Source organism: Tetzosporium hominis, from assembly GCF_002265435.1.
Lineage (GTDB): Bacteria > Bacillota > Bacilli > Bacillales_A > Planococcaceae > Chryseomicrobium > Chryseomicrobium hominis.
Window position 1 is genome coordinate 15,273 of sequence record NZ_NOKQ01000276.1, and the last position, 26,090, is coordinate 41,362.

General features: G+C 44.3%; 24 protein-coding genes, 1 riboswitch and 1 other annotated feature. Of the genes, 19 read left to right on the forward strand and 5 right to left on the reverse strand.

Going from position 1 to position 26,090, the window contains the following annotated elements; genetic code table 11:
- Positions 1-148: 148 nt before the first annotated feature.
- Positions 149-273: riboswitch (SAM riboswitch) on the forward strand.
- A gap of 181 nt (positions 274-454) precedes the next feature.
- Positions 455-1,651, forward strand: coding sequence for a methionine adenosyltransferase (metK, locus tag CF394_RS12385; protein ID WP_094943990.1), 1,197 nt, complete (start codon positions 455-457; stop codon positions 1,649-1,651).
- A gap of 300 nt (positions 1,652-1,951) precedes the next feature.
- On the opposite strand, the gene CF394_RS12390 is transcribed toward metK, so the two are convergent.
- A complete protein-coding gene (locus tag CF394_RS12390) occupies positions 1,952-2,473 on the reverse strand; it encodes a gamma carbonic anhydrase (RefSeq protein ID WP_094943992.1) in 522 nt (173 codons plus the stop codon).
- 72 nt (positions 2,474-2,545) lie between these two features.
- Between CF394_RS12390 and CF394_RS12395 the strand changes: the two genes are divergently transcribed.
- Both CF394_RS12395 and CF394_RS12400 read left to right on the forward strand, forming a co-directional pair.
- Positions 2,546-3,334 (forward strand): alpha/beta fold hydrolase, encoded by a 789-nt coding sequence (locus CF394_RS12395; protein ID WP_165767557.1) that lies wholly within the window; start codon positions 2,546-2,548, stop codon positions 3,332-3,334.
- A 55-nt stretch (positions 3,335-3,389) separates the two neighbouring features.
- Positions 3,390-4,709: an NAD-dependent malic enzyme gene (locus CF394_RS12400; protein ID WP_094943996.1), complete on the forward strand. Its 1,320-nt coding sequence runs from the start codon at positions 3,390-3,392 to the stop codon at positions 4,707-4,709.
- A 26-nt stretch (positions 4,710-4,735) separates the two neighbouring features.
- On the opposite strand, the gene mnmM is transcribed toward CF394_RS12400, so the two are convergent.
- The gene (gene mnmM, locus CF394_RS12405) at positions 4,736-5,299 is read right to left on the reverse strand and encodes a tRNA 5-(aminomethyl)-2-thiouridylate-methyltransferase MnmM (RefSeq protein WP_094943998.1); all 564 of its coding nucleotides are present in this window, start codon (positions 5,297-5,299) and stop codon (positions 4,736-4,738) included.
- 88 nt (positions 5,300-5,387) lie between these two features.
- On the opposite strand from mnmM, the gene CF394_RS12410 reads away from it, so the two are divergent.
- The 7 genes from CF394_RS12410 to leuS all read left to right on the forward strand — a co-directional run bounded on the left by CF394_RS12410 (position 5,388) and on the right by leuS (position 14,377).
- Positions 5,388-6,560, forward strand: coding sequence for an MDR family MFS transporter (locus tag CF394_RS12410; RefSeq protein ID WP_094944000.1), 1,173 nt, complete (start codon positions 5,388-5,390; stop codon positions 6,558-6,560).
- Entirely contained in the window at positions 6,557-7,864 is a 1,308-nt protein-coding gene (locus CF394_RS12415; RefSeq protein ID WP_094944002.1) for a sigma-54 interaction domain-containing protein, read from the forward strand. Before CF394_RS12410 ends, CF394_RS12415 begins: the two co-directional genes overlap by 4 nt.
- Positions 7,865-8,089: 225 nt before the next feature.
- The gene (locus CF394_RS12420; RefSeq protein ID WP_094944003.1) at positions 8,090-8,779 is read left to right on the forward strand and encodes a CoA transferase subunit A; all 690 of its coding nucleotides are present in this window, start codon (positions 8,090-8,092) and stop codon (positions 8,777-8,779) included.
- A 17-nt stretch (positions 8,780-8,796) separates the two neighbouring features.
- On the forward strand, positions 8,797-9,456 hold the full coding sequence (locus CF394_RS12425) for a 3-oxoacid CoA-transferase subunit B (RefSeq protein ID WP_094944004.1): 660 nt from the start codon (positions 8,797-8,799) through the stop codon (positions 9,454-9,456).
- Between the two features lie 40 nt (positions 9,457-9,496).
- Positions 9,497-10,822: a GntP family permease gene (locus tag CF394_RS12430; protein ID WP_207761728.1), complete on the forward strand. Its 1,326-nt coding sequence runs from the start codon at positions 9,497-9,499 to the stop codon at positions 10,820-10,822.
- A gap of 53 nt (positions 10,823-10,875) precedes the next feature.
- Complete coding sequence (locus CF394_RS12435; protein ID WP_094944007.1) at positions 10,876-11,643, forward strand: 3-hydroxybutyrate dehydrogenase; 768 nt, start codon at positions 10,876-10,878, stop codon at positions 11,641-11,643.
- Between the two features lie 53 nt (positions 11,644-11,696).
- Positions 11,697-11,905: a binding site (T-box leader), on the forward strand.
- Positions 11,906-11,962: 57 nt separating this feature from the next.
- A complete protein-coding gene (leuS, locus tag CF394_RS12440) occupies positions 11,963-14,377 on the forward strand; it encodes a leucine--tRNA ligase (protein ID WP_094944008.1) in 2,415 nt (804 codons plus the stop codon).
- Between the two features lie 451 nt (positions 14,378-14,828).
- Here leuS and CF394_RS12445 read toward each other — a convergent pair whose 3' ends face one another.
- The gene (locus tag CF394_RS12445; protein WP_094944009.1) at positions 14,829-16,088 is read right to left on the reverse strand and encodes a BaiN/RdsA family NAD(P)/FAD-dependent oxidoreductase; all 1,260 of its coding nucleotides are present in this window, start codon (positions 16,086-16,088) and stop codon (positions 14,829-14,831) included.
- A 101-nt stretch (positions 16,089-16,189) separates the two neighbouring features.
- Between CF394_RS12445 and CF394_RS12450 the strand changes: the two genes are divergently transcribed.
- Positions 16,190-17,824, forward strand: a complete 1,635-nt coding sequence (locus CF394_RS12450; RefSeq protein WP_094944180.1) for a putative polysaccharide biosynthesis protein — start codon at positions 16,190-16,192, stop codon at positions 17,822-17,824.
- Positions 17,824-18,534 (forward strand): pseudouridine synthase, encoded by a 711-nt coding sequence (locus CF394_RS12455; protein ID WP_094944010.1) that lies wholly within the window; start codon positions 17,824-17,826, stop codon positions 18,532-18,534. Before CF394_RS12450 ends, CF394_RS12455 begins: the two co-directional genes overlap by 1 nt.
- Before the next feature lie 50 nt (positions 18,535-18,584).
- Here the strand turns inward: CF394_RS12455 and CF394_RS12460 are convergent, their stop codons facing one another.
- The gene (locus tag CF394_RS12460) at positions 18,585-18,806 is read right to left on the reverse strand and encodes a DeoR family transcriptional regulator (RefSeq protein ID WP_094944012.1); all 222 of its coding nucleotides are present in this window, start codon (positions 18,804-18,806) and stop codon (positions 18,585-18,587) included.
- Between the two features lie 229 nt (positions 18,807-19,035).
- Between CF394_RS12460 and pepV the strand changes: the two genes are divergently transcribed.
- The 6 genes from pepV to CF394_RS12490 are packed head-to-tail and all read left to right on the forward strand — an operon-like array spanning position 19,036 to position 24,252.
- Entirely contained in the window at positions 19,036-20,430 is a 1,395-nt protein-coding gene (gene pepV, locus CF394_RS12465) for a dipeptidase PepV (protein ID WP_094944014.1), read from the forward strand.
- A 3-nt stretch (positions 20,431-20,433) separates the two neighbouring features.
- Positions 20,434-21,285 carry a D-amino-acid transaminase gene (dat, locus tag CF394_RS12470; RefSeq protein WP_094944015.1) on the forward strand — a complete coding sequence of 284 codons (852 nt, stop codon included), beginning with the start codon at positions 20,434-20,436 and terminating at the stop codon, positions 21,283-21,285.
- Complete coding sequence (thpR, locus tag CF394_RS12475) at positions 21,278-21,823, forward strand: RNA 2',3'-cyclic phosphodiesterase (RefSeq protein WP_165767558.1); 546 nt, start codon at positions 21,278-21,280, stop codon at positions 21,821-21,823. The genes dat and thpR overlap by 8 nt, the downstream gene beginning before the upstream one ends.
- Positions 21,820-22,734 carry a diacylglycerol/lipid kinase family protein gene (locus tag CF394_RS12480; protein WP_094944019.1) on the forward strand — a complete coding sequence of 305 codons (915 nt, stop codon included), beginning with the start codon at positions 21,820-21,822 and terminating at the stop codon, positions 22,732-22,734. Before thpR ends, CF394_RS12480 begins: the two co-directional genes overlap by 4 nt.
- Positions 22,735-22,748: 14 nt before the next feature.
- Positions 22,749-23,390, forward strand: a complete 642-nt coding sequence (gene trmB / locus CF394_RS12485; RefSeq protein ID WP_094944020.1) for a tRNA (guanosine(46)-N7)-methyltransferase TrmB — start codon at positions 22,749-22,751, stop codon at positions 23,388-23,390.
- Between the two features lie 10 nt (positions 23,391-23,400).
- Positions 23,401-24,252, forward strand: coding sequence for a YtnP family quorum-quenching lactonase (locus CF394_RS12490; protein ID WP_094944022.1), 852 nt, complete (start codon positions 23,401-23,403; stop codon positions 24,250-24,252).
- Between the two features lie 244 nt (positions 24,253-24,496).
- On the opposite strand, the gene CF394_RS12495 is transcribed toward CF394_RS12490, so the two are convergent.
- The gene (locus tag CF394_RS12495) at positions 24,497-24,817 is read right to left on the reverse strand and encodes a PepSY domain-containing protein (RefSeq protein ID WP_094944024.1); all 321 of its coding nucleotides are present in this window, start codon (positions 24,815-24,817) and stop codon (positions 24,497-24,499) included.
- Positions 24,818-24,988: 171 nt separating this feature from the next.
- Here CF394_RS12495 and CF394_RS12500 point away from each other — a divergent pair, with 171 nt between their 5' ends.
- Positions 24,989-26,062, forward strand: a complete 1,074-nt coding sequence (locus CF394_RS12500) for a M42 family metallopeptidase (protein ID WP_094944026.1) — start codon at positions 24,989-24,991, stop codon at positions 26,060-26,062.
- The last annotated feature ends 28 nt before the right edge of the window (positions 26,063-26,090 follow it).

A 26,090-nucleotide genomic window follows, 5' to 3' on the forward strand; every position in this document is an offset into this window, starting at 1 on the left:
ATGCTAATATGTGAATTAGTATAACACATTAAATCAAATAGTCTACACTAATACGTCACCTGAATAGTGATTTTTTTGTGTAGGGATTCACACAGTTTTTTGTTGACTTTCCTATAGGGAGTGCGTATGATGAAAAATTGAACGGATACTCTTATCCCGAGCTGGTGGAGGGGTCAGGCCCTATGAAACCCGGCAACCTCAATAAGATAGAGATGTAACACTTATTGAAAAGGTGCCCAACCTGAGACAGGGATTTTCCCTGATTGATAAGAGTGAAAGGTGCAAAGAAATCATCCTTTCCTCATTAGTGAGTGAAAGGATTTTATTATTTATGAACGCCTTCAACCATGCGCCAAATCCAAAACAGCTTCAAGTATTCTAGGCTTGCCATGGGGAATGAGTACCGGTTCAATTCACGAGAGCAATCTCGCAGGATCAAGAAGGAGGAAATATTATGACACAACGTCGATTATTCACTTCGGAATCAGTAACAGAAGGCCATCCGGATAAGATTTGTGACCAAATCTCAGATGCGATCCTTGACGCAATCTTAACTGAAGACCCGAATGCACGTGTTGCGTGCGAAACTACTGTAACTACTGGACTAGTTCTTGTTGCAGGAGAAATTACTACATCTGCTTACGTAGATATCCAAAAAACGGTGCGTGAAACAGTTCGAGAAATCGGCTACACGCGTGCAAAATTTGGTTTTGATGCAGATACATCTGCAGTCTTAACAGCAATCGATGAGCAATCGGCTGATATCGCTTTAGGTGTTGACCAAGCGCTTGAAGCTCGCGAAGGTTCTATGACGGACGCGGACATCGAAGCAATCGGTGCAGGTGACCAGGGTCTGATGTTTGGATTCGCTTGTAATGAAACAGAAGAATTAATGCCACTTCCAATCAGCTTGGCACATAAATTGTCACGCCGCTTATCAGAAGTGCGTAAAAACGAAACTCTTGAGTACCTTCGTCCAGACGGAAAAACTCAAGTAACAGTTGAATATGACGAGAACGGGAAACCAGTTCGTGTAGACACAATCGTTATTTCAACACAACATGCTCCAGAAGTAACTCTAGAGCAAATCCAATCAGATTTGAAAGAACATGTGATCAACGCTGTAGTTCCAGCTGAGTGGATTGACGAAAATACGAAATACTTCATTAACCCAACAGGCCGCTTCGTAATCGGTGGACCTCAAGGGGATGCAGGTCTAACAGGACGTAAGATCATCGTTGACACATACGGCGGTTACGCTCGTCACGGTGGCGGCGCATTCTCTGGTAAGGACGCTACGAAAGTAGACCGTTCTGCAGCGTATGCAGCTCGTTATGTAGCGAAGAACATTGTCGCTGCAGGTCTTGCTGACAAAGTAGAAGTACAACTTGCTTATGCAATTGGTGTTGCACAGCCAGTTTCTATTGCTGTTGACACATTTGGTACAGGTAAAGCTACTGAGGCGGACATGGTGACATGGATCCGTGAATTGTTTGACCTTCGCCCAGCAGGAATCATCAAGATGCTTGATCTTCGTCGTCCGATCTACAAGCAGACAGCTGCTTATGGACACTTTGGTCGTACAGATATTGATGTACCATGGGAAAAAACAGACAAAGCTGCTGATTTGAAAGCTAAAGCGGGTCTATAATAAGCAAAATAAATTGGGCCTAAACCCAGTAAAGGGAGTTTCTCGACATGAGAAACTCCCTTTTTATGTGGTATATGGTGTGTAGGGGAAGCGTTCCGCGGGCTGAGTGAAATCGAGTTGCGAACGCCAGAAATCCACATCAAAACCATTCACCCCAACCGAGGCAAAGAGCGCCTCAATTGGTGCGCCTGGTTTTGATGAAATTTCTAGAGTGGCGTTCTACACATCTTGACCAAGGTCTCAGCTTCCGCTTATAATCCCGCTGGAGTCACCCCTACACAATCTTTTGTTCATAGTGCTTCACACGTGATCTTTTTGTTGCTGTTTATAATATTGGCCTTTTTCATGGTATTCGCGTACGATGCGCTCCATATCTTTTCGATCTTCGTCGTTTACTGCTCGCACGACTTTAGCAGGTCTTCCGTAAGCCATCATACCAGGAGGAATAACTTTTCCTTGAGGAACCAGGCTACCAGCCCCAATAAAGGCACCTTCACCAATTTCCGCTCCGTCTAAAATGATGGACCCCATTCCAATCAACGCACCTTTTCGAATAGTGCAGCTATGTAAAGTCACTTGATGACCAACCGTCACTTCATCTTCAATGACTAATGGAAACTGAGGGCTTTGGTGCAAACAGCATAAGTCTTGAATATTTACTTTCTTACCGATTCGTGTGGCGTTGACGTCTCCCCGGATAATCGTATTGAAGAAAACAGAAGAGCCTTCATCAATTTCAACATCACCTGTAATCGTTACAAAGTCTGCCACAAAGACAGAGGGATGGATTTTCGGAGTTTTTTCACCAAATGGATAGATCATAACAGACTTCCTTTCTCTACACTTGCTATACTATACAGTAAGTGTAGCAGAATCAGAAAGGGGAAGGTAGCCATGTGGATATGGGAAGCAGAAAACCAACCAAAAGCAGTCGTGGTCATCGTCCACAATGTCTTTGAACATCATCGCCGCTATGCGTGGGTTATCGAGTATTTGAGACAAAATGATCTCCATGTGGTGATGGGAGACCTCCCGAGTCACGGAGAATCCGCAGAGAAAAAAGGGTTGCATAATGAATCAATCAGAGAGTATGACCATTATCTTGAACGAGCCATCACCTACGCAAGTCAGTTTAACTTACCCATCTTCTTATATGGTCATGGGTTTGGTGCAACACTCATTCTTCATTATATGAGAAAAGAGAGAGAGTCCATTGCAGGAGTACTCCTCACCAGTCCATGGATTGAGTTATTTGAAAGTCCATCTAAATGGGCTAGCCGCATAGCTAAATTGACGATCAATCAACGATTGAAATTTCCGATAGATCCACAACTCTATGTAGAAGACCCACAACTTCAAAAGGAATATGAAGAAGATCCACTCATTCACACGACTGTTACAACAGATTGGTACGAAGCTCTTGTAGAGCGGATGAAAAGCGTGTCTCAAACGAAAAATGAATGGACAATTCCTCTTTGGCTCCAAGTGGCAAGTGATGACCGCATCATCAATGTAGCCGCAGTTCGGAACTGGATGAGTCATCAGAAGATGCAAACGATTCACTATTCGGAGTGGTCACATATTCAACATGATATGCATCAACATGCGGACCGCGAATTTATTGCAAAGAGCGCCATCGATTTTATTCATCTCACCGTGTTACGACTTGGCTATGTGATATGACGTCTGACCTTAAATATGTTATACTCTAACGGCATAAAACAGAAGGAGAGAAACGATGCAGCATCTAATTCGCAATATTATAGTAGAAAGTCCATCAAAAGTTGGAAATCTAGGACTAGTGACATCTGCCATAGGAGCAGCTGAAGGAGACATTGGAGATATCAAATTGATCAAGAGTGGCCCTTTGACGACAGTGCGAGACATCTCCGTCACTTGTCGAGATGAAGTTCATTTAGAAACGGTCATTGCAAATATTGAAGCCATTGGAAACGGTGTCGAGATTCATGCCGTTACAGATGATGTATTAAAAGCGCATGAAGGCGGAAAGATTGCCATGAAGAGTACAATCGACGTGCGTTCTTTAGGCGACTTGCAACGCGTCTACACGCCAGGTGTGGCAAGTGTATGCTTGGAGATTGAAAAACATCCAGAACAAGCGAAATACTTCACATCTATTGGTAAGTCAGTCGCTATCGTAACAGATGGGACGGCTATTCTAGGACTTGGCAATATCGGTTCGGTAGCAGGTATGCCTGTTATGGAAGGGAAATCTGTTCTTCTTGACCAATTCGTGGGACTTAGTGGTGTTCCAATCCTATTAGATACAAGTGATCCGGACCAAGTGGTGGAAACAGTCAAACATATCCATCAAGGATTTGGAGCCATTTTATTAGAAGACATTGGTTCTCCACATTGTTTTGAAATCGAAGAGCGCTTGAAAGCAGAGCTACCGATTCCAGTCATGCACGACGATCAACACGGCACGGCTGTTGTTACTTTAGCGGCTGTACTAAATGCATGCCGAGCAACTGGAGTCGATCCTACAAAAGCGACTGTCGGTCAAATCGGCCTAGGTGCAGCAGGACTTGCTATTGTCCGCATGCTTTTAGCATATGGCGTAAAAGATGTGTATGGAATTGACCGTCAACCGGCTGCAATTGAACGCTTGCACAATTACGGCGGTAAGTCGAAAGAGACTTTAGACGAATTAATGAACGATTGTGATATCGTCATCGCCACGACTGGAGTTGAAGGATTGATTAAGCCGGAGATGGTGCGTAAAGGACAAATTATTTTGGCACTCTCTAATCCGAATCCTGAAATCCAGCCTGCAGAAGCTATCAAAGCAGGAGCGGCGTTTGCAGCTGATGGGCGATCGGTCAATAACGTGGTAGGGTTCCCAGGAATCTTCCGCGGAGCACTCGATGCAGAAGCCAAACAGATCACGTATCCGATGTTGATTGCAGCTGCTGAGGCTATCGTTAGCCATACACGTCGTGGAGAGTTAATTCCAACGCCACTCGATCCAGCACTTCACTTAGTGGTAGCGCGAGCTGTAGAAGAAGCTGCAGCAAAAGAAAAGCAATCACAATAATCATGGGAAATCCCGTTGAACTAGGTTCAGCGGGATTTTTTTTCGATTACCAATAATTCAGGTGGCGAATTTTTTTGATTTAAGAACGTACTGTGGAACACTTGAACCTCTTCTTGAGGAAGGGTAGAGACTTGTTTTAGTAACGCCTGCCGTTCGAGCTTTCCACTTACATGACCATGATAAATCACGATGACAATACGACCTCCAGGTTCGAGCCATTTAAGGGCTGTCTCGATCGCTTGCCAAGTAGATGTACTCTCTGTTGTTACCTCATGTTCCGCTCCAGGAAGGTAACCCAAGTTAAAAACGACTGCACGAATAGGGGACTCGATATATTTTTCTAAATTTGCATGGCTGTCTAAGGTGACTTGACACCAACTACTTACATCAGCTTCTTGAAGGCGTTTTTTTGTACTAGCAATCGCTTGTTCTTGTATATCAAAGGCAAGTACCTGGCCCGTTTCTCCGACAAGTTTCGCGAGAAAGAGAGTATCATGCCCGTTTCCCGCAGTTGCATCGATTACACGATCTCCGGGGCGCACAATCTCTTTTAAGTACTGCTTAGATTGATGTAGAGCATTTTGAATCATAAGGCACATCCTTTCTCCTCTTAGTTTATCATCTTGTCGGAAGTGAAAAAAAGGTCTAAACTGAGTGAAGTGAATGGAGATGTCAATTATGCCAAAACGCGTCTGGCTACTAGTCATTGGAATGCTGATCAATGTAACAGGGAATTCCTTGCTATGGCCACTCAATACTATATATATGAACGAATACTTGGATAAATCGTTGTCTGTTGCTGGGCTTGTCTTGATGGCGAATGCAGCAGCTGGAATTGTAGGCAACCTACTTGGTGGTTGGATGTTTGATAAACTAGGTGGTTACAAAGCTATTATGCTAGGTATTGCTATTACACTCGTAGCTCTCATTGGGCTAAATTTCTGGCACGGCTGGCCGCATTATGTGTACTTCATGATTGCAATAGGTCTTGGAGGAGGAATTGTCTTTCCGAGTATGTATGCGCTTGTTGGTACAGCTTGGCCTGAGGGAGGCCGGCGTGGATTCAATGCGATTTATTTAGCTGCGAATGTTGGAGTAGCACTAGGACCAGCTGCAGCTGGGGTCATTGCAAGTTACTCATTCGATTATTTGTTTACCGCCAACATGTGGATGTACGTCCTATACTTTATCTTAGCCGCGGTAGCTTACCGAGAATACGATAAAAAAGCAGCGGTCAATACGAATGTGATGCAAGAGCGCAGTCGCATCGACCGCAAAGCACCATTCTATGCTTTGTTATTGATTTCAGGAGCTTATCTACTTGCATGGGTCGGTTATGTACAGTGGCAATCTACGATTTCTACTTATACACAAGAAATTGGGATCACGCTCAAACAGTACAGCTTACTATGGACGATAAACGGAGCCTTGATCGTTCTAGCCCAACCACTCATCTCGCCTGTAGTGAAACGATTGGAACATCGAATCAAATTGCAGATGGTCGTCGGGCTCCTCATCATGCTCATTTCGTTTATAGTCGTAGCGTTTGCTGAGCAGTTCACGATGTTTGTGGTCTCCATGGTCATTTTGACTTTAGGGGAAATGTTTGTGTGGCCGGCTGTGCCGACGATCGCAAATCAACTTGCACCAGAAGGTAAGATTGGCTTCTATCAAGGAATCGTCAATAGTACTGCAACAATCGGTCGAATGATTGGACCTGTCATTGGAGGTGTAATTGCCGATTTGCAGGGGATGAGTATGATGTTGTTATTTATAACAGTGTTCATGGCAGCTGCGATTGTACCCGCACTTCTATATGACCGTCCTTTAAGAAAGGAGCAACAAAGTTGAAAGATTGGATCCAACATTTATCGACAGAAGTAATCGATCAGATTCTTGAAAATGCCTTTCAATGGTTCGTTGTTGTAGACCGAGAGTCAAAAATCCTCTATATCAACGAAGACTATTGCCACTTTTTAGAGGTGAAGCGAGAGGATGCAATAGGTCAGCATGTAGCCGATATCATTGAAAACACAGAGATGCATATTGTAATGGAGAAGGGCGAAGCAGATATTGCCGCGCCTCATTATATTAAAGGTTCTTATATGCTCGCTAATCGAGTTCCGCTTGTAGTTGACGGAGAGATTGTCGGAGCTTTTGGCAGTGTGATTTTTCGAGATATGACGGACTGGAAACGTTTAAGTGCCCATGTGAAGACCACCATGGAACGCATAGAGGAAAAGTTTAGCCCCACGTCGCACACTTTGTCTCGACTAGAAGACATCATCGGTGAGTCAGCTTCAATCCGAAAATTAAAAGAAACCGTGCGAATGATTGGACCTACTAAACTGCCTGTAGTGATTGAAGGAGAAACTGGTACAGGTAAAGAGATGTTTGCTGAGAGCATCCACCGTCTTTCAGAGCGGTCAGACGCATCATTTGTCAAGGTGAACTGTGCAGTCTTACCAGCAGAGCTTGCGGAACAAGAATTGTTTGAAGGCACCGACAGCAAATTAGCGCAAGCTTCAGGTGGCACTCTTTATATAGAAGAAGTTCATGCACTTCCCATTCCTCTTCAAGCAAAACTACTAAGAACCATCACTGAAATTGAACAAGGCGTTTTTGCGACAGCAGGAGATGTCAGGTTCGTGTTTTCATCGAATCGAAATCTTTCTAAGCTCGTAGATGACGGGCTTTTCAGGGAAGATTTGTATTACAGAATTCAATCGGTATACTTGAAGGTCCCAGCTCTTCGGGACCGAATGGAGGATTTCTCTCTTCTCACACGGCATTTTCTTCATCTGATTGAACAGGGCGAAGGGCGGAGAGGCTTGAAACTCGATCCAAAAACCGTGCGACATTTAGTGCAGTATAAGTGGCCAGGTAATGTGCGGGAACTTTTTAATACACTTAGAGCTATGGTCTTTATGACGGAAGGAACTAGACTTACTACAGCAACTATTCCGATGCATATCTTTCAAAACGTCAAAGCATTCTCTAATCAAACGGGTCGCTTGGACGATATCTTGTCGCAGACCGAGTTGCAAGTTCTTGAAAACACGTTAGCAGTTTATCCAGACAAAACCGAAGCTGCCAAAGTCTTAGGAGTCAGTAGATCGACATTGTATGAAAAATTAAAAAAATATAACTTATGACCTACTTTCCGGAAATTTAGACACAGCGTCCAATTTTCCGGATTTTTTAATTGTCTATAATTCGCTTTTAACCTTGTTAATTTAATAAATATGTCCGGAATTCTGGACTGAAGAAACTACTTCTGTTGTCACAGATTTGTCACAGTCTATTGCGGTGAGAAGAGGGTTCTGTTTTAATACTTATGAAAGCGCTTTTTTATACACAATTCGAGGAGGAAGTTTCCTATGAAGCCAATCTATTCTTCTGCAGAAGAAGCAGTCAGTCAAATTCAAGATGGAGCTACGCTAATGGTAGGCGGGTTTGGTCTTGTCGGTATTCCAGAGCAACTGATCATCGCTCTGGTCAACAAAGGTGTTAAAGATTTAACAGTCATCTCAAACAACTGTGGTGTGGATGATTGGGGTCTTGGTTTGTTACTTAAAAATAAACAAATTAAAAAGATGATCGGGTCATATGTTGGAGAGAACAAGGAATTTGAACGCCAAGTTCTTTCAGGCGAAATCGAAGTGGAGTTGACGCCTCAAGGTACACTCGCTGAAAAATGCCGTGCAGGTGGCGCTGGAATCCCAGCATTCTTTACACCAGCAGGAGTAGGTACTGTTGTCGCTGAAGGCAAAGAAGTACGTGAGTTTGACGGCAAAGAATACGTTCTTGAAGAAGCTCTTGTTGCCGATTTCGCGCTCGTACGTGCTGCAAAAGCAGATAAGTTTGGAAATCTCATTTACAACAAGACAGCTCAGAACTTCAATCCTATGATGGCTGCCGCTGGAAAAGTCACAATTGCGGAAGTGGAAGAGATTGTGGAAACAGGAGATCTTGATCCTGCCATGATTCATACACCAAGCGTTTATGTACAAGGCTTGTTCCAAGCGCAGCAAGAAAAGCGTATTGAACGTTTAACAACGAGAGACTAATTTGAGGAGGGATTTTCATGACATTATCAACGCGTGAATTTATTGCAAAACGTGCAGAGATGGAAATTGAAGACGGGAACTATGTCAACTTAGGTATCGGTATCCCAACACTAGTAGCCAACTTTATCTCACCAAACAAGACGGTAGTTTTACAATCGGAAAACGGTCTGCTTGGAATTGGACCTTATCCTACAAAAGATCAAGTCGATCCTGATTTGATCAATGCAGGTAAAGAAACAGTAACAACAATTCCGGGTTCTGCATTCTTTACTAGCGCAGAGTCTTTTGCCATGATCCGTGGAGGCCATATTGATGTTGCTATCCTAGGGGGTATGGAAGTATCTGAAACAGGCGACCTCGCCAACTGGATGATTCCGGGCAAGATGATCAAAGGGATGGGCGGCGCTATGGACCTTGTCCACGGAGCAAAAAAGATTATTGTCATCATGGATCACGTGGCAAAGGACGGATCTCCAAAAATTAAAAAAGAATGTACACTTCCACTGACAGGTAAAGGTGTGGTCAATATGATCATCACAGACCGTGCAGTGATTGAAGTGACAGAGCAAGGACTTGTGTTAAAAGAAGTCTTTGAAGGACATACAATTCAGGGCGTCGTCGAAGCAACTGAAGCGGACCTGAATGTGGAGAACGTGAAGGAGAACGTTTCGTTCTAAAACGACCCCAAGAACAGATGGGGGAAAACTAATGGAAAACATTTTAAGTATGATTGGTCTGCTTGGCGGACTTTTCTTATTAATCTTTTTGACGATGAAGGGTGTCAATATCATCATCGTAGGACCAATCTCAGCACTATTTGTAGCATTATTATCTGGAATGCCTTTATTCCCACAACTAGTTGAAGAAGGTGTACCAAACTTTGTAACGAACTACATGACAGGCTTCACTGGATTTATCATGGCTTGGTATTTGATGTTCTTACTAGGTGCCATTTTCGGTAAAGTAATGGAAGACAGTGGTGCAGCCGATTCCGTTGCTAAATTTGTAACGGACCGTTTGGGCCTTAAATATGCGGTTCTTGCAATTGTAATCGCCTGTGCAATCTTAACTTACGGTGGAGTTTCTCTATTCGTTGTTGCATTCGCAGTTTATCCAATGGCTATCTCTCTATTCAAACAAGCAAACTTACCACGTCGTTTTATCCCAGCAACATTAGGTCTAGGTTCTGTAACATTCACAATGACATCTGCAGGATCTCCTGAGATTCAGAACTGGATTCCAATTCCGTTCTTAGGGACTACTCCTTATGCAGGGTGGGAAGTCAGTATCATCGTGGCTATCTTCATGGCGATTGCAGGATATATGTGGTTGAAGAAAATCATTACTAAGGCAGTTAAAAATGGCGAAGTATTTGATGCTCGTGAAAACGATCCAACATTTGATACGACTCGTGCACTCCCGAATCCATTCTTATCATTCGTTCCTTTAATTGTGGTATTAATTATTTCATTCATCTTCCACGATTCATTGAAACAATCGGCATTAATCATTGCGTTATTAGCTGGGATTTTGGCAACATTCATTGTGAGCTGGAAATACTTCAAGAGTCCATGGGAAGCGGTTTCTCAAGGGACACTTGGAGCTATCATTGCTATCGGTAACACGGCTGCAGTTGTAGGTTTTGGTGGTGTCGCAAAAGCAACTCCTGCTTTCAACGTAGCAGTTGAAGCTATGACGAATATTCCTGGCTCACCATTGATTGGTGCAGCAGTTGCTGTATCTGTAATCGCAGGTATGACTGGTTCTGCCTCAGGTGGACAGCAAATCGCGTTGCCTCTAATCGCTCCAGGATATTTAGATGCAGGTGTTAATGCGGAAGCACTACACCGTGTCGTTGCAATTTCATCTGGTGCATTAGATTCTCTACCTCATAACGGCTACGTAGTTACAACGATTCAGTCGATCTGTGGAGAGAAACACAGTGCGGCTTATTGGTCCATGGCCGCAACTACTGTAGCCATTCCGGTTATCGGTGTTATCTTGGCTATTGTCTTATTCTCATTTGGTCTAGGAATTCAATAATTAAAAAAGCCGCCGCGTGCGGCTTTTTCTAATCATCACGAGGAGGAACAACCATGGTAGAAAACAAAGTTGTCTTTATCACAGGAGCCGCTCAAGGAATTGGCTTTGAAATTGCAGAAGAGTTTTTCAAAAACGGAGCGAAAGTGGTCCTAACAGATATTAACGAAGCGAAAGTTCAAGAGTCTGCTGCCTCACTTGGAGGCGACAGCCTTGGAATCAAGTGTGATGTCACTAGCGAAGAGGAATTAAAAGCTGCTGTTGATCAAACGGTTGACACATTCGGTCGCATCGATATCTTGATCAACAATGCAGGGATGCAGCATGTCGCGATGCTTGAAGATTTCCCTACAGAACGTTTTGAGCTATTGGTAAAGATCATGTTGACGGCACCATTTGTAGCTATTAAACATGTTCTTCCTCACATGCGCAAGCAAGGCTTCGGCCGTATCATCAATATGGCTTCAATCAATGGATTAGTTGGATTTGCTGGTAAAGCAGCTTACAACTCTGCAAAGCACGGCGTAATTGGTCTTACAAAAGTAGCTGCTTTAGAGACTGCTGCTGACGGTATCACAGTGAATGCCATCTGCCCAGGTTACGTGGACACGCCACTAGTTCGCAATCAAATGCAAGACTTAGCGACAACTCGAAATGTTCCACTTGAATCTGTAATTGAAGAAGTTATCTATCCACTCGTTCCGCAAAAGCGTCTACTCGATGTAAAAGAAATTGCAGATCTTGCCATGTTTATCTCAAGCGAGCAAGCAAAAGGGATGACGGGGCAAGCTGTTGTATTAGACGGCGGTTATACAGTTCAGTAATCTGTCGATAGCACTTGAACTGTCTCGCAAGTTCCGGTACAATTACAATCAATAACAGGACTGAGATAAGGACTAGTAAGAAACCCGTGTTTCTAAAGAGAGCTGGTGGGTGGTGCAAACCAGTGGAGACGGATTCTGAACTCACCTTTGAGTCAAACAGGCGATATGTAGTCTGTTTCGTATTCCGCGTTAAGGAATCAAGTTGAGCAGGCAACTGCTAATTTGGGTGGTACCGCGTGAGGCATATACTCTCGTCCCTTTTACAAGGGGCGAGTTTTTTTATTTGCCCAAAATGCGCCACCAACAAGGAGGAAGAATTATGAGTTTTCCGCATCAGGAAATCGAGAAGAAATGGCAGCAGTACTGGGATGAAAACAAAACATTCCGCACCGAGAACGACAATTCGAAACAAAAATTTTATGCGTTAGATATGTTCCCGTATCCTTCAGGAGCTGGACTGCACGTTGGTCACCCAGAAGGTTACACGGCAACGGATATCTTAAGTCGTATGAAGCGTATGCAAGGCTACAATGTGCTTCACCCAATGGGCTGGGATGCATTTGGTCTACCTGCTGAGCAATACGCTCTTGATACAGGAAACGATCCTGCAGAATTTACAGCACAGAACGTAGCTACGTTTAAACGTCAAATGAAAGAACTGGGCTTCTCTTATGACTGGGACCGTGAAGTCAATACAACTGATCCGAACTACTACAAATGGACACAGTGGATCTTCATTCAGCTTTACAAAAAGGGCCTTGCTTATGTCGATGAAGTGGCTGTAAACTGGTGTCCAGCACTCGGTACAGTTCTTGCGAACGAAGAAATCGTTGATGGTGTTTCTGAACGCGGTGGTCACCCTGTAGAGCGTCGCCCAATGCGTCAATGGGTTCTACGCATCACAGAATACGCAGAACGTCTTCTTGATGATTTAGAAGAACTGGACTGGCCAGAGAGCATCAAAGATATGCAGCGCAACTGGATCGGGAAATCTGAAGGAGCTGAAATAACGTTCGCAGTCGACGGTACAGAGCACAGCTTCCGAGCTTTCACGACTCGTCCGGATACACTGTTCGGTGCGACGTATGCAGTACTTGCTCCTGAGCATGCATTAGTATCGTCCATTACGACAGACGAGCAAAAAGAAGCCGTCGAAGCGTATCTCGACAAAGTGAAGTTGAAAAGTGACCTAGAGCGCACGGATCTTGCAAAAGAAAAAACAGGCGTCTTCACAGGTGCCTATGCAGTGAACCCTGTCTCTGGTGACAAGATGCCAATCTGGATTGCAGACTATGTATTAGCTACTTACGGAACGGGAGCCATCATGGCCGTTCCTGCTCATGACGAACGCGATTACGAATTCGCTACAGAATTCAACTTGCCGATTAAAGAAGTTGTAGCAGGTGGCGACATCTCGAAAGAAGCGTATGTTGGAGATGGTGAACACGTTAATTCGGACTTCTTGAATGGTCTTGGTAAAGAAGAAGCAATCGCGAAGATGATTGACTGGCTAGCAGACAAAGGTGTCGGCGAGAAGAAAATCACATACCGTCTGCGCGACTGGTTGTTCAGTCGTCAACGTTACTGGGGTGAGCCGATTCCAGTCATCCACTGGGAAGACGGCACGATGACTACAGTTCCGGAAGAAGAGCTTCCACTAGAACTTCCGAAAACTAAAGACATTAAGCCAAGCGGAACAGGTGAGTCTCCGCTTGCGAACATCGAAGAGTGGGTCAACGTCGTGCATCCTGAAACAGGAATGAAAGGACGCCGTGAGACAAATACGATGCCTCAGTGGGCAGGTAGCTGCTGGTACTACATCCGTTATATCGACCCAGACAATAATGACGCTATTGCAGACCCAGAGTTACTAAAACGCTGGTTGCCGGTAGATATTTATATTGGTGGAGTGGAACATGCAGTCCTTCACTTGTTGTACGCGCGTTTCTGGCATAAAGTATTGTTCGACATCGGTGTGGTTCATACAAAAGAGCCGTTCCAAAAGCTCTTCAACCAAGGGATGATCTTGGGCGAAGGTAATGAAAAAATGTCGAAGTCAAAAGGCAACGTCGTCAATCCAGACGACATCGTGCGCTCGCACGGTGCTGACACACTTCGCATGTACGAAATGTTCATGGGACCACTGGAGGCTGCAGTGACTTGGTCAACAAATGGTCTTGATGGTTCTCGACGTTTCCTTGACCGCATCTGGCGTCTCCTTGTCACAGAAGAAGGCAAGATCGCTTCGAAAATCCAAGAGTCTTCAGACACGACGCTTGAAAAAGTGTACCACCAGACCGTGAAGAAAGTGACAGAAGACTACGAAGGTATTCGTTTCAATACGGCGATTTCTCAACTAATGGTCTTTATCAACGAATGCTACAAAGCTGACGTCGTGCCAAAACACTTCGTAGAAGGCTTCGTAACGATGCTGTCTCCAATTGCACCACACGTTGCAGAAGAGCTTTGGGAGAAACTTGGTCACAACGAGTCGATCACGTATCAAGCATGGCCAACTTATGACGAAAGCAAGCTAGTCGACAACGAAATCGAGATTCCGGTTCAAGTCAACGGCAAGCTCCGTGCAAAAGTCGTCATCGCTAAAGATGCTTCCCGCGAAGAGATGGAGCAGTTAGCTCTATCAAATGACACGGTGAAAGAATGGACAGACGGCAAGGAAGTCCGCAAAGTTATTGCGATTCCTGGCAAGATGGTCAATATTGTAGTTGGGTAATTTAGAAAGTCCCTTGTGCCAATTTTGGCGCAAGGGACTTTTTGGTGTTTTGGAATTCAATCTGATGCTTCAAGAAGGTCATGCATAATAATTGAGCTGTCATGTATAAGAAATAAAACTTTATGTTGTAGAAATCAAGTTTGATGCTGTAGAAATCAAGCTTGATGTCGAAGAACGACCGCTCACCTCCAGAGTGGCGTTCTACACATCTAAGACTAATCGAGTTGCACAGGCTAGAAGCTCACTCAAAAATCAGTCACACCCTATGAGGCACAAAACGCCTCACAGGGCATGACTGATCCCCTAGCAGCTTCTGGGCAAGCCTGTTACACATCTAAAAATAATCGAGTTCCGAACGCCAGAAATCCCCGCAAAAACCGGTCGCATCCATAGAGGCAAATAGCGCCTCTACGGACACGCCCGGTTTTTACAAGATTCCTAGAGCGGCGTTCTACACATCTAAATGAGCAGCGCTCATACCCGCCACACGACCCGTTACTAGAGCCGCTGTGATGTTGTAGCCACCAGTATAGCCGTGAATGTCCAGGACTTCACCACAGAAGTACAAGCCCACTTTTTTCTTAGAAGCCATCGTCTTCGGCTCGATTTCTTTGATCGACACGCCACCACCCGTTACATAGGCTTTCTCTAACGGTTGTGTGCCATCGACAAGCATTGAGAATGACTTCACAAGAGTGGAGAATGCTCGCACTTTTTCAGCAGATAGCGTCTCGCCACGTGCATCTTCTTCGATTCCTGCTCTCTTCAACAAAAACAGTAACCAACGTTCTGGTACTAAACCTTTTAACGCATTTTTCACTGCTTTTTTGCCGTCTTCCTTCAGCATCCGGTGAATGTGTTGGAAGGCTTCTTCACCATTCATAGCAGGAATAGAATCAATGCGAAGCTCTACAGGCTTGCCGCCATTTTTCTTGCGCTCTTTGACGACGAACTGGCTGCAGCGAAGAATTGCTGGTCCGCTCACTCCAAAGTGCGTAAACAGCATGTCCATTTGATGTGTAACAAGTGTTTTGCCTTTTGCGTTGTGAACAGAGACGGCTACATCTCGAAGAGCAAGTCCTTGTAATTCTTTCGAGCGAATGAATGGTTCTGAAGATAATACAGGAACTTCCGTTGGAAACAACTCGGTAACTGTATGACCTGCTTTTTCAGCCCACGGGTAGCCATCACCAGTTGAGCCTGTCTGAGGAACTGCTTTACCGCCAACCGCAACGATGACCGACTTCGACAAGATTTCCGTTCCATCTTCTAAGCGAATGCCGAGAATTTTGTCATCAGTCATCAACAGCTTGGCAACTTTCGTGTGCAAGCGGACGTCTACATGCCATCGTTTCATTTCGTCGATCAAGGCGTTTACGACGTCCATTGCTTTATTCGAAACAGGGAACATGCGCCCGTGGTCTTCTTCTTTTAATGGGACACCAAGCGATTCGAAAAAGGCGATGATGTCTTCGTTATTAAAAACAGAAAAAGGACTATATAAAAAGCGGCCGTTTCCTGGAATATGCTTGACGATTTCTTCCTGGGGTAAGCGGTTCGTGACGTTGCAGCGCCCTCCGCCAGAAATCGCTAATTTTTTTCCGAGCTTTGATCCTTTTTCGATCAATAGCACGCTTTTACCTTCGGCGCCGGCAGCACAAGCCGCCATGAGACCAGACGGGCCACCGCCGATTACGATTACATCTATCATGAATGCGTCACAATCCTTTTTTCTTTTAGTATACAGCATTGAGCTTTTTCATGAGGAGTTGTAAACTGAAAGATAGACATTTTGCAGATGGGAAGATGATGATGGCTGGAAATTTGCTTAAAGGCACAATGATTCTGACTCTCGGGCTCGTGCTCTCACGAATTCTCGGGGTTTTATATGTAATTCCGTTTTATCAATTGATTGGGGAAGAATATGTCGTGTTGTATCAATACGCCTATGTCCCATATACGATTATGCTTGCTATTGCAGTCTCCGGAGTTCCTGTCGCCGTTTCGAAGTTCGTGTCGAAATACAATGCGATGGGGGACTATGCTACAGGACGAAAGCTTGTCAAATCAAGCGGAATTTTGATGCTAGTGACTGGATTTATTGGATTCTTAATTTTATTTTTACTAGCAGAACCTCTTGCTCATGTAGTCATGAAAGAGAACGCGGACCCAACACAACCTGTACCGTTCACAGTGAATGATGTCGCGACCGTGATCAAATATGTCAGCTTTGCGGTTCTAGTGGTTCCTGCGATGAGTCTTGTACGAGGCTTTTTCCAAGGCTATCAGCATATGACGCCAACTGCCATTTCACAGTTGATTGAACAAATTATTCGGATTGCTGTGCTACTAGTCGGTTCATTTATCGTAGTAAAACTGATTGGTGGAACTGAAAAAACCGCTGTATCATTTGCGGTATTTGCTGCTTTCATTGGAGCGCTTGCTAGTATGGCTGTGCTGTACTGGTATTGGAAAAAACTCAAACCGGAGTTTGATGACTTGATGACTGGAACTGGGGAGCCCCAGTCTCCGAGATCTCTCAAGTCGATTTATAAAGAAATGCTTATCTACACGGTGCCATTTGCCCTTGTGGGTGTGATCAATCCATTGTTCCAATTTATTGACATGATCACGTTCAACAATGCGATGGTTGCAATCGGATACGACCAGACGACGTCCCAGACGCTTCTAGGAATGCTTAACTTCTCGACACATAAATTGGTTATGATTCCGGTGATGCTCGCAATGGGATTCTCAATGACGCTGATTCCTTTAATCACGACTTACTATGCAAAAGACGATGTTGGGGGACTGACGAAGTCACTGAACCAGACATTCCAGGTGTTGTTATTCCTAACACTCCCTGCAGCGCTTGGAATTTCCGTACTTGCGTATGAATTTTACACGGTGTTCTATGAAGCCAGTGCTACAGGAGCGGGAGTGTTAGCGGCATACGCACCAGTCGCCATACTATTCGCTTTATATCCTGTCACGACTGCGATTTTACAAGGTATCGACCAGCAAAAGTTGATCATCTTGAACTTGATGATTGGTATTTTGGTCAAGATGCTATTGAACACTCCACTTATCAAGGTGTTTGAAACAAACGGTGCGATTCTGGCCACTTCAATCGGCTATATCACGGCAATCGTTTTAAATTTCCTTGTGATTCGCTACTTCCTTGCATACGAGACGAGAATGTTGTTCCGCCGAATCTTATTGATTGCAGGTCTTACGGCGGTCATGCTAATACTAGCGTTTATTTCAAAAGAACTGTTAGAGCTCGTCTTGAACCCAGACTCTAAACTTCAAGCACTTGTGATCATTCTGATTTCTGCAGGAATCGGAGCAGCGTTCTACGGCTTTGTTAGCTTGAAGCTAGGTCTTGCGCAACGATTGTTTGGAGACCGCCTGACACGTCTAACAAGAAAGTTGGGGATGTCTTAATGCGAATTGATAAATTTCTTGCCAATATGGGAATCGGGACTCGTAAAGAAGTGAAACAGCTGATTAAAGCGAAAGCCGTGACTGTCGATGGAAAATTTGTTAAAGACAGCGGCCAACAGATTGATCCGGACGTGGCGGACGTTCGGGTCTATGAAGAACAGATAGCGTACAAGCCAACTATCTATCTTATGATGAACAAGCCACCTGGCGTCATCTCAGCGACTGAAGATCACCGCGATAAAACGGTAGTAGATCTGCTCGATGAGGATGTACGTCACTACGATTTGCACCCGGTTGGCCGTCTTGATAAGGACACAGTAGGCCTTTTACTTCTAACGAACGATGGGGACTTAACGCATCAATTGCTATCACCGAAGAAAAAAGTACCGAAAAAATATTACGCTCATATCGATGGCGTTGTAACTGAAGAAGACGTGAAGGCTTTTGCGAATGGAGTCGAGATTGGGGAAGGCTATATTACAAAGCCAGGGGAACTTCATATTTTAGAGAGTGCTTCGCTTTCCAAAATCGAATTGATCATTACAGAAGGGAAGTTTCATCAAGTGAAGCGGATGTTTGAAGCAGTAGGCAAAGAAGTCGTCTACTTAAAGCGTCTAGAGATGGGAAGTCTAAAGCTAGATGAATCTCTTGCTGAAGGGGATTACCGGGAACTGACTGAAGACGAATTGAATCAATTGAAGCTAAATTAAAAAGAGAGGTGCTCGCTGAGAGCCCTCTCTTTTTCCGTGGTGTAGGTTGTCTAAGATGGAATTTTAACTCGTTTGTTCGTCGTTGTCCATTTCCCTCTAACAGGGCTGATGACCAGGTCATTAAATGCAAGCACGTTCAAATCACGTTGAATCGTGCGAGGAGTGATGCCAAATTCATCGACTAAATCTTGCGTTGTCACTGTTCCGTTCTCACGGATGAACATATACATATCTTTAATTCGATTGAGCATCCGATCAGTAGTTGGTTTCATTCGTAACCACTCCTTCTTATCGTATCCCTTGACTCGACTAGCGGACGATTTGTAAAAAACGGTTAACTAGTTACTTTAGACATCCCCTTTATTATCTATTCTAAAACTATCTGACAATTTCATTATAAGCCCTAACGCAACAATTTTCTAGAAAATTTGCTGATTTTACAAAACCTTAACGCATTTTCGGTGTAAAATAGAAGCATTATTCATCAAGAGGAGGCGCATTATGGATTGGTACCAACGCGCTGTAGAGCGGAAAGACGAATTGATTCAAGAACTGCAACACCTGATTTCTATTGAAAGTGTTTTAGATGAGTCTGCTGCAACGGATGCCTATCCGTTCGGACCAAAGCCAGCGGAAGCATTACACTTCTTATTAGAAAAAGGACAACAGCAAGGCATGAAGGTCAAAAATGTGGATCATGTGGCTGGCCATATCGAGATGGGCCAAGGAGAAGAGCTGATAGGAATTCTTGGACATGTGGATGTTGTACCAGCCGGTGATGGGTGGTCTGTTCCTCCATTTGAAGGGCGTGTAGTGGGGAACAAGTTAATCGGTCGAGGTGCGATTGATGATAAAGGACCTACTATGGCTGCATGGATGGCTATGAAGCTAGTAAAAGATTCCGGTATCGAACTTTCTAGACGCGTTCGACTTATTATAGGAACGGATGAAGAAAGTGGTTTCCGTTGTGTGAAGCGTTATTTTGAAACGGAAGAGATGCCGACACTAGGGTTTGCACCGGATGCTGATTTTCCGATTATCTTTGCGGAGAAGGGAATTGCTGGCCTTCTAGTGTCCCAATCAGCTTCTGCTGAACCAACAGATCTCATTTGGTTCCAGTCAGGTGCTAGAACAAACATGGTGCCAGATGAAGCGAATGCCTACATTCAGCGACCTCTATCCGAAATCGAACCTGCATTCTTAGCATTTTTGAAACAGCATCAACTGAAGGGCCGAGCACAAGAGGTGAATGGGAAAACTTCGCTGACTGTACATGGCAAGTCAGCCCATGCGATGGAGCCAGACCTCGGTGTAAACGCAGCAATCAAACTGGCAACGTTTTTAACGACACAAAACCTCGGTGGACAAGGGGCAGCATTTGTTCAGCTTGTAGTCGATTCCTTCGGGAAAGACTCTAGAGGAAAGACCTTCGGTGGTGCATTCCATGACGACATGTCTGGAGATACGACTTACAATGCAGGGATTTTACACTTCACGAAAGAAAATGGGTTCGAGATTGAAATCAGCATGCGGTATTCTGTGAGCTGTCCATTTGATCAGCTGGTGGAATCTATGCAACAGCACTTTGAACAGCACCAAGTTCAGGTGAAAGTAAAATCCAATTCGACGCCTCACTATGTAGAAGAATCAGATGAGCTCATTCAAACATTGTCTAAAGTCTACGAGCGCCAGACAGGGGACAAGGCAAAGCTTCTCGCAATAGGTGGTGGTACTTACGCCCGCGTCTTAAAGAAAGGTGTCGCATTCGGAATGTTGTTCCCAGGAGAACCTGACGTGGCACACCAAGCAGATGAATTCGTAGACATTGAAAATTTACTTAAAGCAACAGCAATCTACGCAGACGCAATTGCTGAACTTGCAGGAAAGAAGGAATAGCACATGGAAAAAGTTTTATGGAATGATCAACTCGTAACGCGTGACGCTGTACATATCAGTATCGAGGACCGCGGGTATCAGTTCGGAGACGGAATCTATGAGGTAGTAAAAGTTTATAACGGTGATGTGTTCACAGCTACGGAACATATTGATCGCTTATACGCGAGTGCTGACAAAATTAGAATGGCGATTCCATACACGAAAGATGTTTTGCATCATTTGATCCATCAATTGATTGAAGCGAATGAGCTAGGAACTGGAATTGTCTATCTACAAGTGACGCGTGGGCATTCTCCACGTAACCATGCGTTCCCAAACCCTTCAGTAGAAGCGGTTGTCACAGGGTATACGCGTGAGTCAGCACGACCAGTCCAAGATCTCGAGACAGGCGTATCCGTTTGTTTAGTTGAAGATGTACGCTGGTTGCGTTGTGACATCAAATCTTTAAATCTTTTAGGGAACGTCATGGCGAAGCAGCAAGCTGTAGAAAAAGGGTGTTTCGAAGCGGTCCAACACCGTGGTGATATCGTTACAGAAGGTTCGTCATCAAATGCATATGGCATTAAAGACGGTGTTTTATACACGCATCCTGTTAACAATCTGATTTTGAACGGAATCACTCGTCAAGTGATCTTGGATTGCTGCGCTGAAATCGGTCTACCTGTTGTTGAAGAGTCGTTCACTGTAGCTCAAGCGCTCGAAATGGATGAATTCATTGTTTCGTCAACAGGAATTGAAGTCATGCCGGTAGTAAAGATTGAAGAGACGCAAATTGGAGATGGCACGCCTGGACAATGGACACGCAAGTTGCAAACTGCATTTGAGGCGAAGCTGCCACAACAGCTTCATGTCTAATCCACATTATTTTGTTGGCATTCAAGTGCCGATTGAAAAGCACGCGTTCTATGAGAACCTTCAGCAAGAGTTGGAACTTCACGATTACTACCGGCGAGTGACGCATCCTGCGGACTTGCATTGCACGTTGTCGTTCATTAGCGAGGTTCGAGAGGATCAACTCCAGTGGTTAAGGGACGAACTGTCACAGATACAACTTCCTGGATTCACAATGAAAACGACTTCTATTAAAGGATTCGGATCAGGGAAAGTACCTCGTGTGGTCTATGCAGAAGTAGAAGATGTGGAAAGTTTAGACAACTTAGAACAAGTTGTCTGGACGATCACGGAGCAGCTAGGCGCAGACCGCAAATCACCATACGTTCCACATATTACTCTTGCGAAACGTGCGAAAGTTCAAGACTCCATAACATTTACGGGAGCAGCGGAAGCGAGTTTTCAAGTATCCTCGTTTCATTTGTTCCAAGTGCATAAAGGTCAATCACCTAGCTATGAAGTGATTGCTACTTTTTCTTTGCGTAGCGAGGGTGAAGAATGAGACGACTCGTATTTATCATTAATCCTTCCGCTGGAAATGGGCGCGCGTTAAAAAAGTGGGAAGCCCTGCAAAAAGAATTGACGGGGGACTATCAGTTCTATTTTACGAAGTTCCCACGCCATGCAGTGGAATTAGTACAAGCGCTAGACCCAGCTATCAAGACTCTTCTCATCGCAATTGGTGGTGACGGAACGGTACACGAAGTGATCGAAGGGTCTCTCGAGCGACCTCGTTTTGCCATTGCAGCCCTGTCTGCAGGGAGCGGCAATGATTTTGGGAGGACATATACTTCTGTAGCTACAAAAGATGAGATTGAGACACTTCGTCAATCAAGCGAAGACAATCCCATGAAACTAGGCAACCTGCAAACTGCAAGCAGTTCCTATATCTTCGTTAACAATGCAGGATTTGGGTTCGATGCAGAGGTGGTCTACCAAACGAATCGCTCGCTTTGGAAGAAACGGCTAAATCGTTTTGGTCTAGGTAAGCTAGCGTATTACGGTGTCGTGGTCAAAGAACTGCTGACATTTGAGACGGCTACAATTGAATTGACAGTTGATGGACAGGCACATGTGATTCCTAAAGCTTGGTTCTTAGTTGTGTGCAATCAGCCTTACTTTGGGGGAGGGATGAAGATCTCACCAAACTCAAATCCTGCTGATGACATCCTAGAGGTGACGGTCGTGTCGGACATCTCGAGGTGGAAATTGTTGTTGTTATTTGGTACGGTCTTTATAGGCTGGCATACAAAGTTACAAGCTATGAAGCAGTTTTCAGGACAGAGATGCCAGTTTGCAGTAAGTCGTCCTATGATAGGACATACAGATGGAGAGTATTGTGGCCGGTTAGAAGCAAGTCAAGTAGCATCTGCACACCTCCTGTCACAAACTTGGGCAATGCCCGTGAAATAGAAAGGTGAAGAAACATGCGTTTACGAAATAAACCGTGGGCTCAGGATTACATCCATGCTCACCCAGAAGTGGTCATCGCGAATCCCGAGTCACGTAAAGGAAAGTGGTACGAAGAATTTGGTAACCACAATCCTGTCCATGTAGAAGTAGGAACAGGGAAAGGCCAATTCGTCATAGGAATGGCTCGGCAAAACCCACATATCAACTATATTGGAATCGAATTATATGATTCTGTAATTGTTGTAGCGCTTGAAAAAGTGTTAGAACAAGAATCTCTACCAAATCTGCGCTTGCTCAATGTAAACGGGAAAGATTTGACCGAGTACTTTGAGAAGGGAGACATCAGTCAAGTGTATCTGAACTTCTCCGATCCATGGCCGAAGACACGTCATGCTAAACGCCGATTGACTCATGCGAACTTCCTAACACTGTATAAAGAACTGATGCCAGAAGGCGGAGAAGTCCATTTCAAAACGGACAACCGTGGCCTATTCGAATACTCCTTAATGAGTATGACGGATTTTGGCATGAAGCTTCAATTTGTATCACTTGATTTACATGCGAACGAACCAGAGGACAATGTTCGTACAGAATATGAAGAAAAATTTGCTGCAAAGGGGCAGCCGATTTATCGATTAGAAGCAAAATTTAAATAGGGGTGACGAAATGGACACGTATACATTTGGGGAATTAAAGTTTTCATGGTTAAAAGGCGGTACAACAAATATGGATGGGGGTGCCATGTTTGGAGTTGTTCCAAAACCGCTTTGGTCCAAGCGCTATCCAGTAAATGAACAAAATCAGATTGAACTGCCATGTGATCCGTTATTAATTCAAACAGGGAGCGAGGTCATCTTGCTCGAATCAGGTTTGAATGCAGGAAAGTTTGACGATAAGAAAAAACGAAATTACGGGATTACGGATGAATCCAAAGTGGAAGAACAGCTTAAAGAACTCGGTTTATCTCCGCAAGACGTAACAATTATTATGATGACTCATATGCATTTTGACCATGCGTCTGGGCTTACTTCATTGGAACAAGATGGCACTTACAGCTCAACATTCCCGAATGCGACGATTTACACTTCAGAAGTCGAGTGGAATGAAATGAGACATCCTAATGTTCGTTCTCGCAATACGTATTGGAAAGAGAACTGGGAGCCTATTGAACATCAAGTGAAGACGTTCAAGGACTCTCATGAAGTCATTCCGGGTATTACGATGATTCATACAGGTGGTCACAGTGACGGCCACAGTATCATCAAGATGCAGCAAGGGGAAGAGACGATCATTCACTTTGCAGATTTGATGCCAACTCATGCCCATCAAAATCCATTATGGGTGCTTGCGTATGATGATTATCCGATGACATCGGTCTTCACTAAAGAAAAGCTAGTAAAAGAAGTTTTGGAGAACGGATATTGGGTGAGTTTTTATCACGATTCGTTCTATCGTTTGCTGAAATGGTCTGCGGATGGAAAAGAAATCGTGGATTCAGTTAAACGCAACGATGTTTAACTAGTAGTGGTAAAATGAAAAAGCATTTTCTCCAAGATTTCAGGAGAAAATGCTTTTGTCTTTATGACGTCTTGTAGGAATAGAGTAATCGAGTTGCAGGCGTTAGTACGCCTTTCACCTCTAAAGCAATCGAGTTGCGAACGCCAGAAATCACCGCGAAAATCGTTCGCATCCATAGAGGCAAAAAGCGCCTCTATAGCTCCGCCCAATTTTCGCAAGATTTCTAGAGTGGCGTTCTACACATCTAAACTGCTAATTGCTTTATTTCTAAAATAGACCCAGTTTTAGCGTCCGCCGCAAACTCAAAGTTTTCGGTTACGCCGTTTTTCATACGAGTGATTCCACCACGGTAGACGTCTGTTTCAATAACACCTACATGGAATGGTTCTGTTTTCATATAGACCCAAGAGCCGTCAATCGGACCTTCTTTTTTAAACGCTGCTTTTACTTGTTCTAGCACTTGATCAGCCGTAACACTAGGAATGTAGCGTGTAGCAGCTTGAGATGCCACCACTCCAATCACGACACCAGTTCCTAGACCCATCATATAATCACGTAATCTCATAGTCGATTCCTCCTCAAAAGTTAACGATTCTGTTTTCAGTATATACGTTTTTTCATGGAATAAGAAATGATAGCCTAGTCGTAACATTTCGAATGGCGAAAGAAAAGATGGAATTTTCTATTTTGTTCTACTACAATGAACTATAGAGTGCTTTATAGGAGGGGAACGATTGTGAACAACGAAACATTGGAACTGTTTAAAACACTGACGGAACTACCAGGAACTCCTGGTAACGAACATCAGGTGAGAAAATTCGTTCGACAAGAACTGGAAAAATACGCAGATGATGTAATCCAAGACAATCTTGGTGGCATCTTTGGAGTAAAAAAAGGTCCTGAAAACAGTCCTAAAATCTTAGTGGCAGGTCACATGGATGAAGTTGGGTTCATGGTCTCAAGCATTACAGATAACGGAATGATCCGCTTCCAACCATTAGGTGGCTGGTGGAACCAGGTGATGCTTGCGCAGCGCGTGGACATCGTGACTCGTGAGAAGACGGTTCCTGGAGTTATTGGATCTATTCCTCCACACCTACTCAGCGATGAAGTTCGCAACAAGCCGATGGACATTAAGAACATGTTAATTGATGTCGGGGCAGATGATAAAGAAGACGTGAAGGCAATGGGGATTCGTCCAGGCGACCAGATTGTGCCTGTTTGTCCGTTCACTCCTATGGCCAACCCGAAGAAAATCATGGCGAAAGCATGGGACAACCGCTATGGTGTCGGTCTTGCAATCGAATTGTTAAAAGAGTTAAAAGAAGAAACGCTTCCGAACCAGTTGTTCTCAGGCGCCAACGTCATGGAAGAAGTCGGCTTGCGAGGGGCTCAAGCTTCTGCAACGATGATTCGACCGGACCTCTTCTTCGCATTAGACGCAAGTCCTGCTAACGATGCTTCGGGTGACAAAAACGAATTTGGCCAGCTTGGCAAAGGCACACTGCTACGTATTTTAGACCGTTCTATGGTAACGCACCGCGGTATGCGAGAATTTATTCTAGATACGGCAGAAACTCACAAGATTCCGTATCAATACTTCATCTCTCAAGGGGGAACAGATGCTGGACGCGTTCATACAGCAAATGAAGGCGTTCCAAGTGCTGTTATTGGAATTTGCTCTCGTTACATTCATACTGCAGCTTCAATTATTCACACAGATGATTATGCAGCAGCAAAAGAATTATTGACTAAACTCGTCAAATCGGCTGACGCAACTACATTACAAACAATAAAACAAAACGTCTAAGTGTCCTTCGGGGCACTTTTTTTAAAGG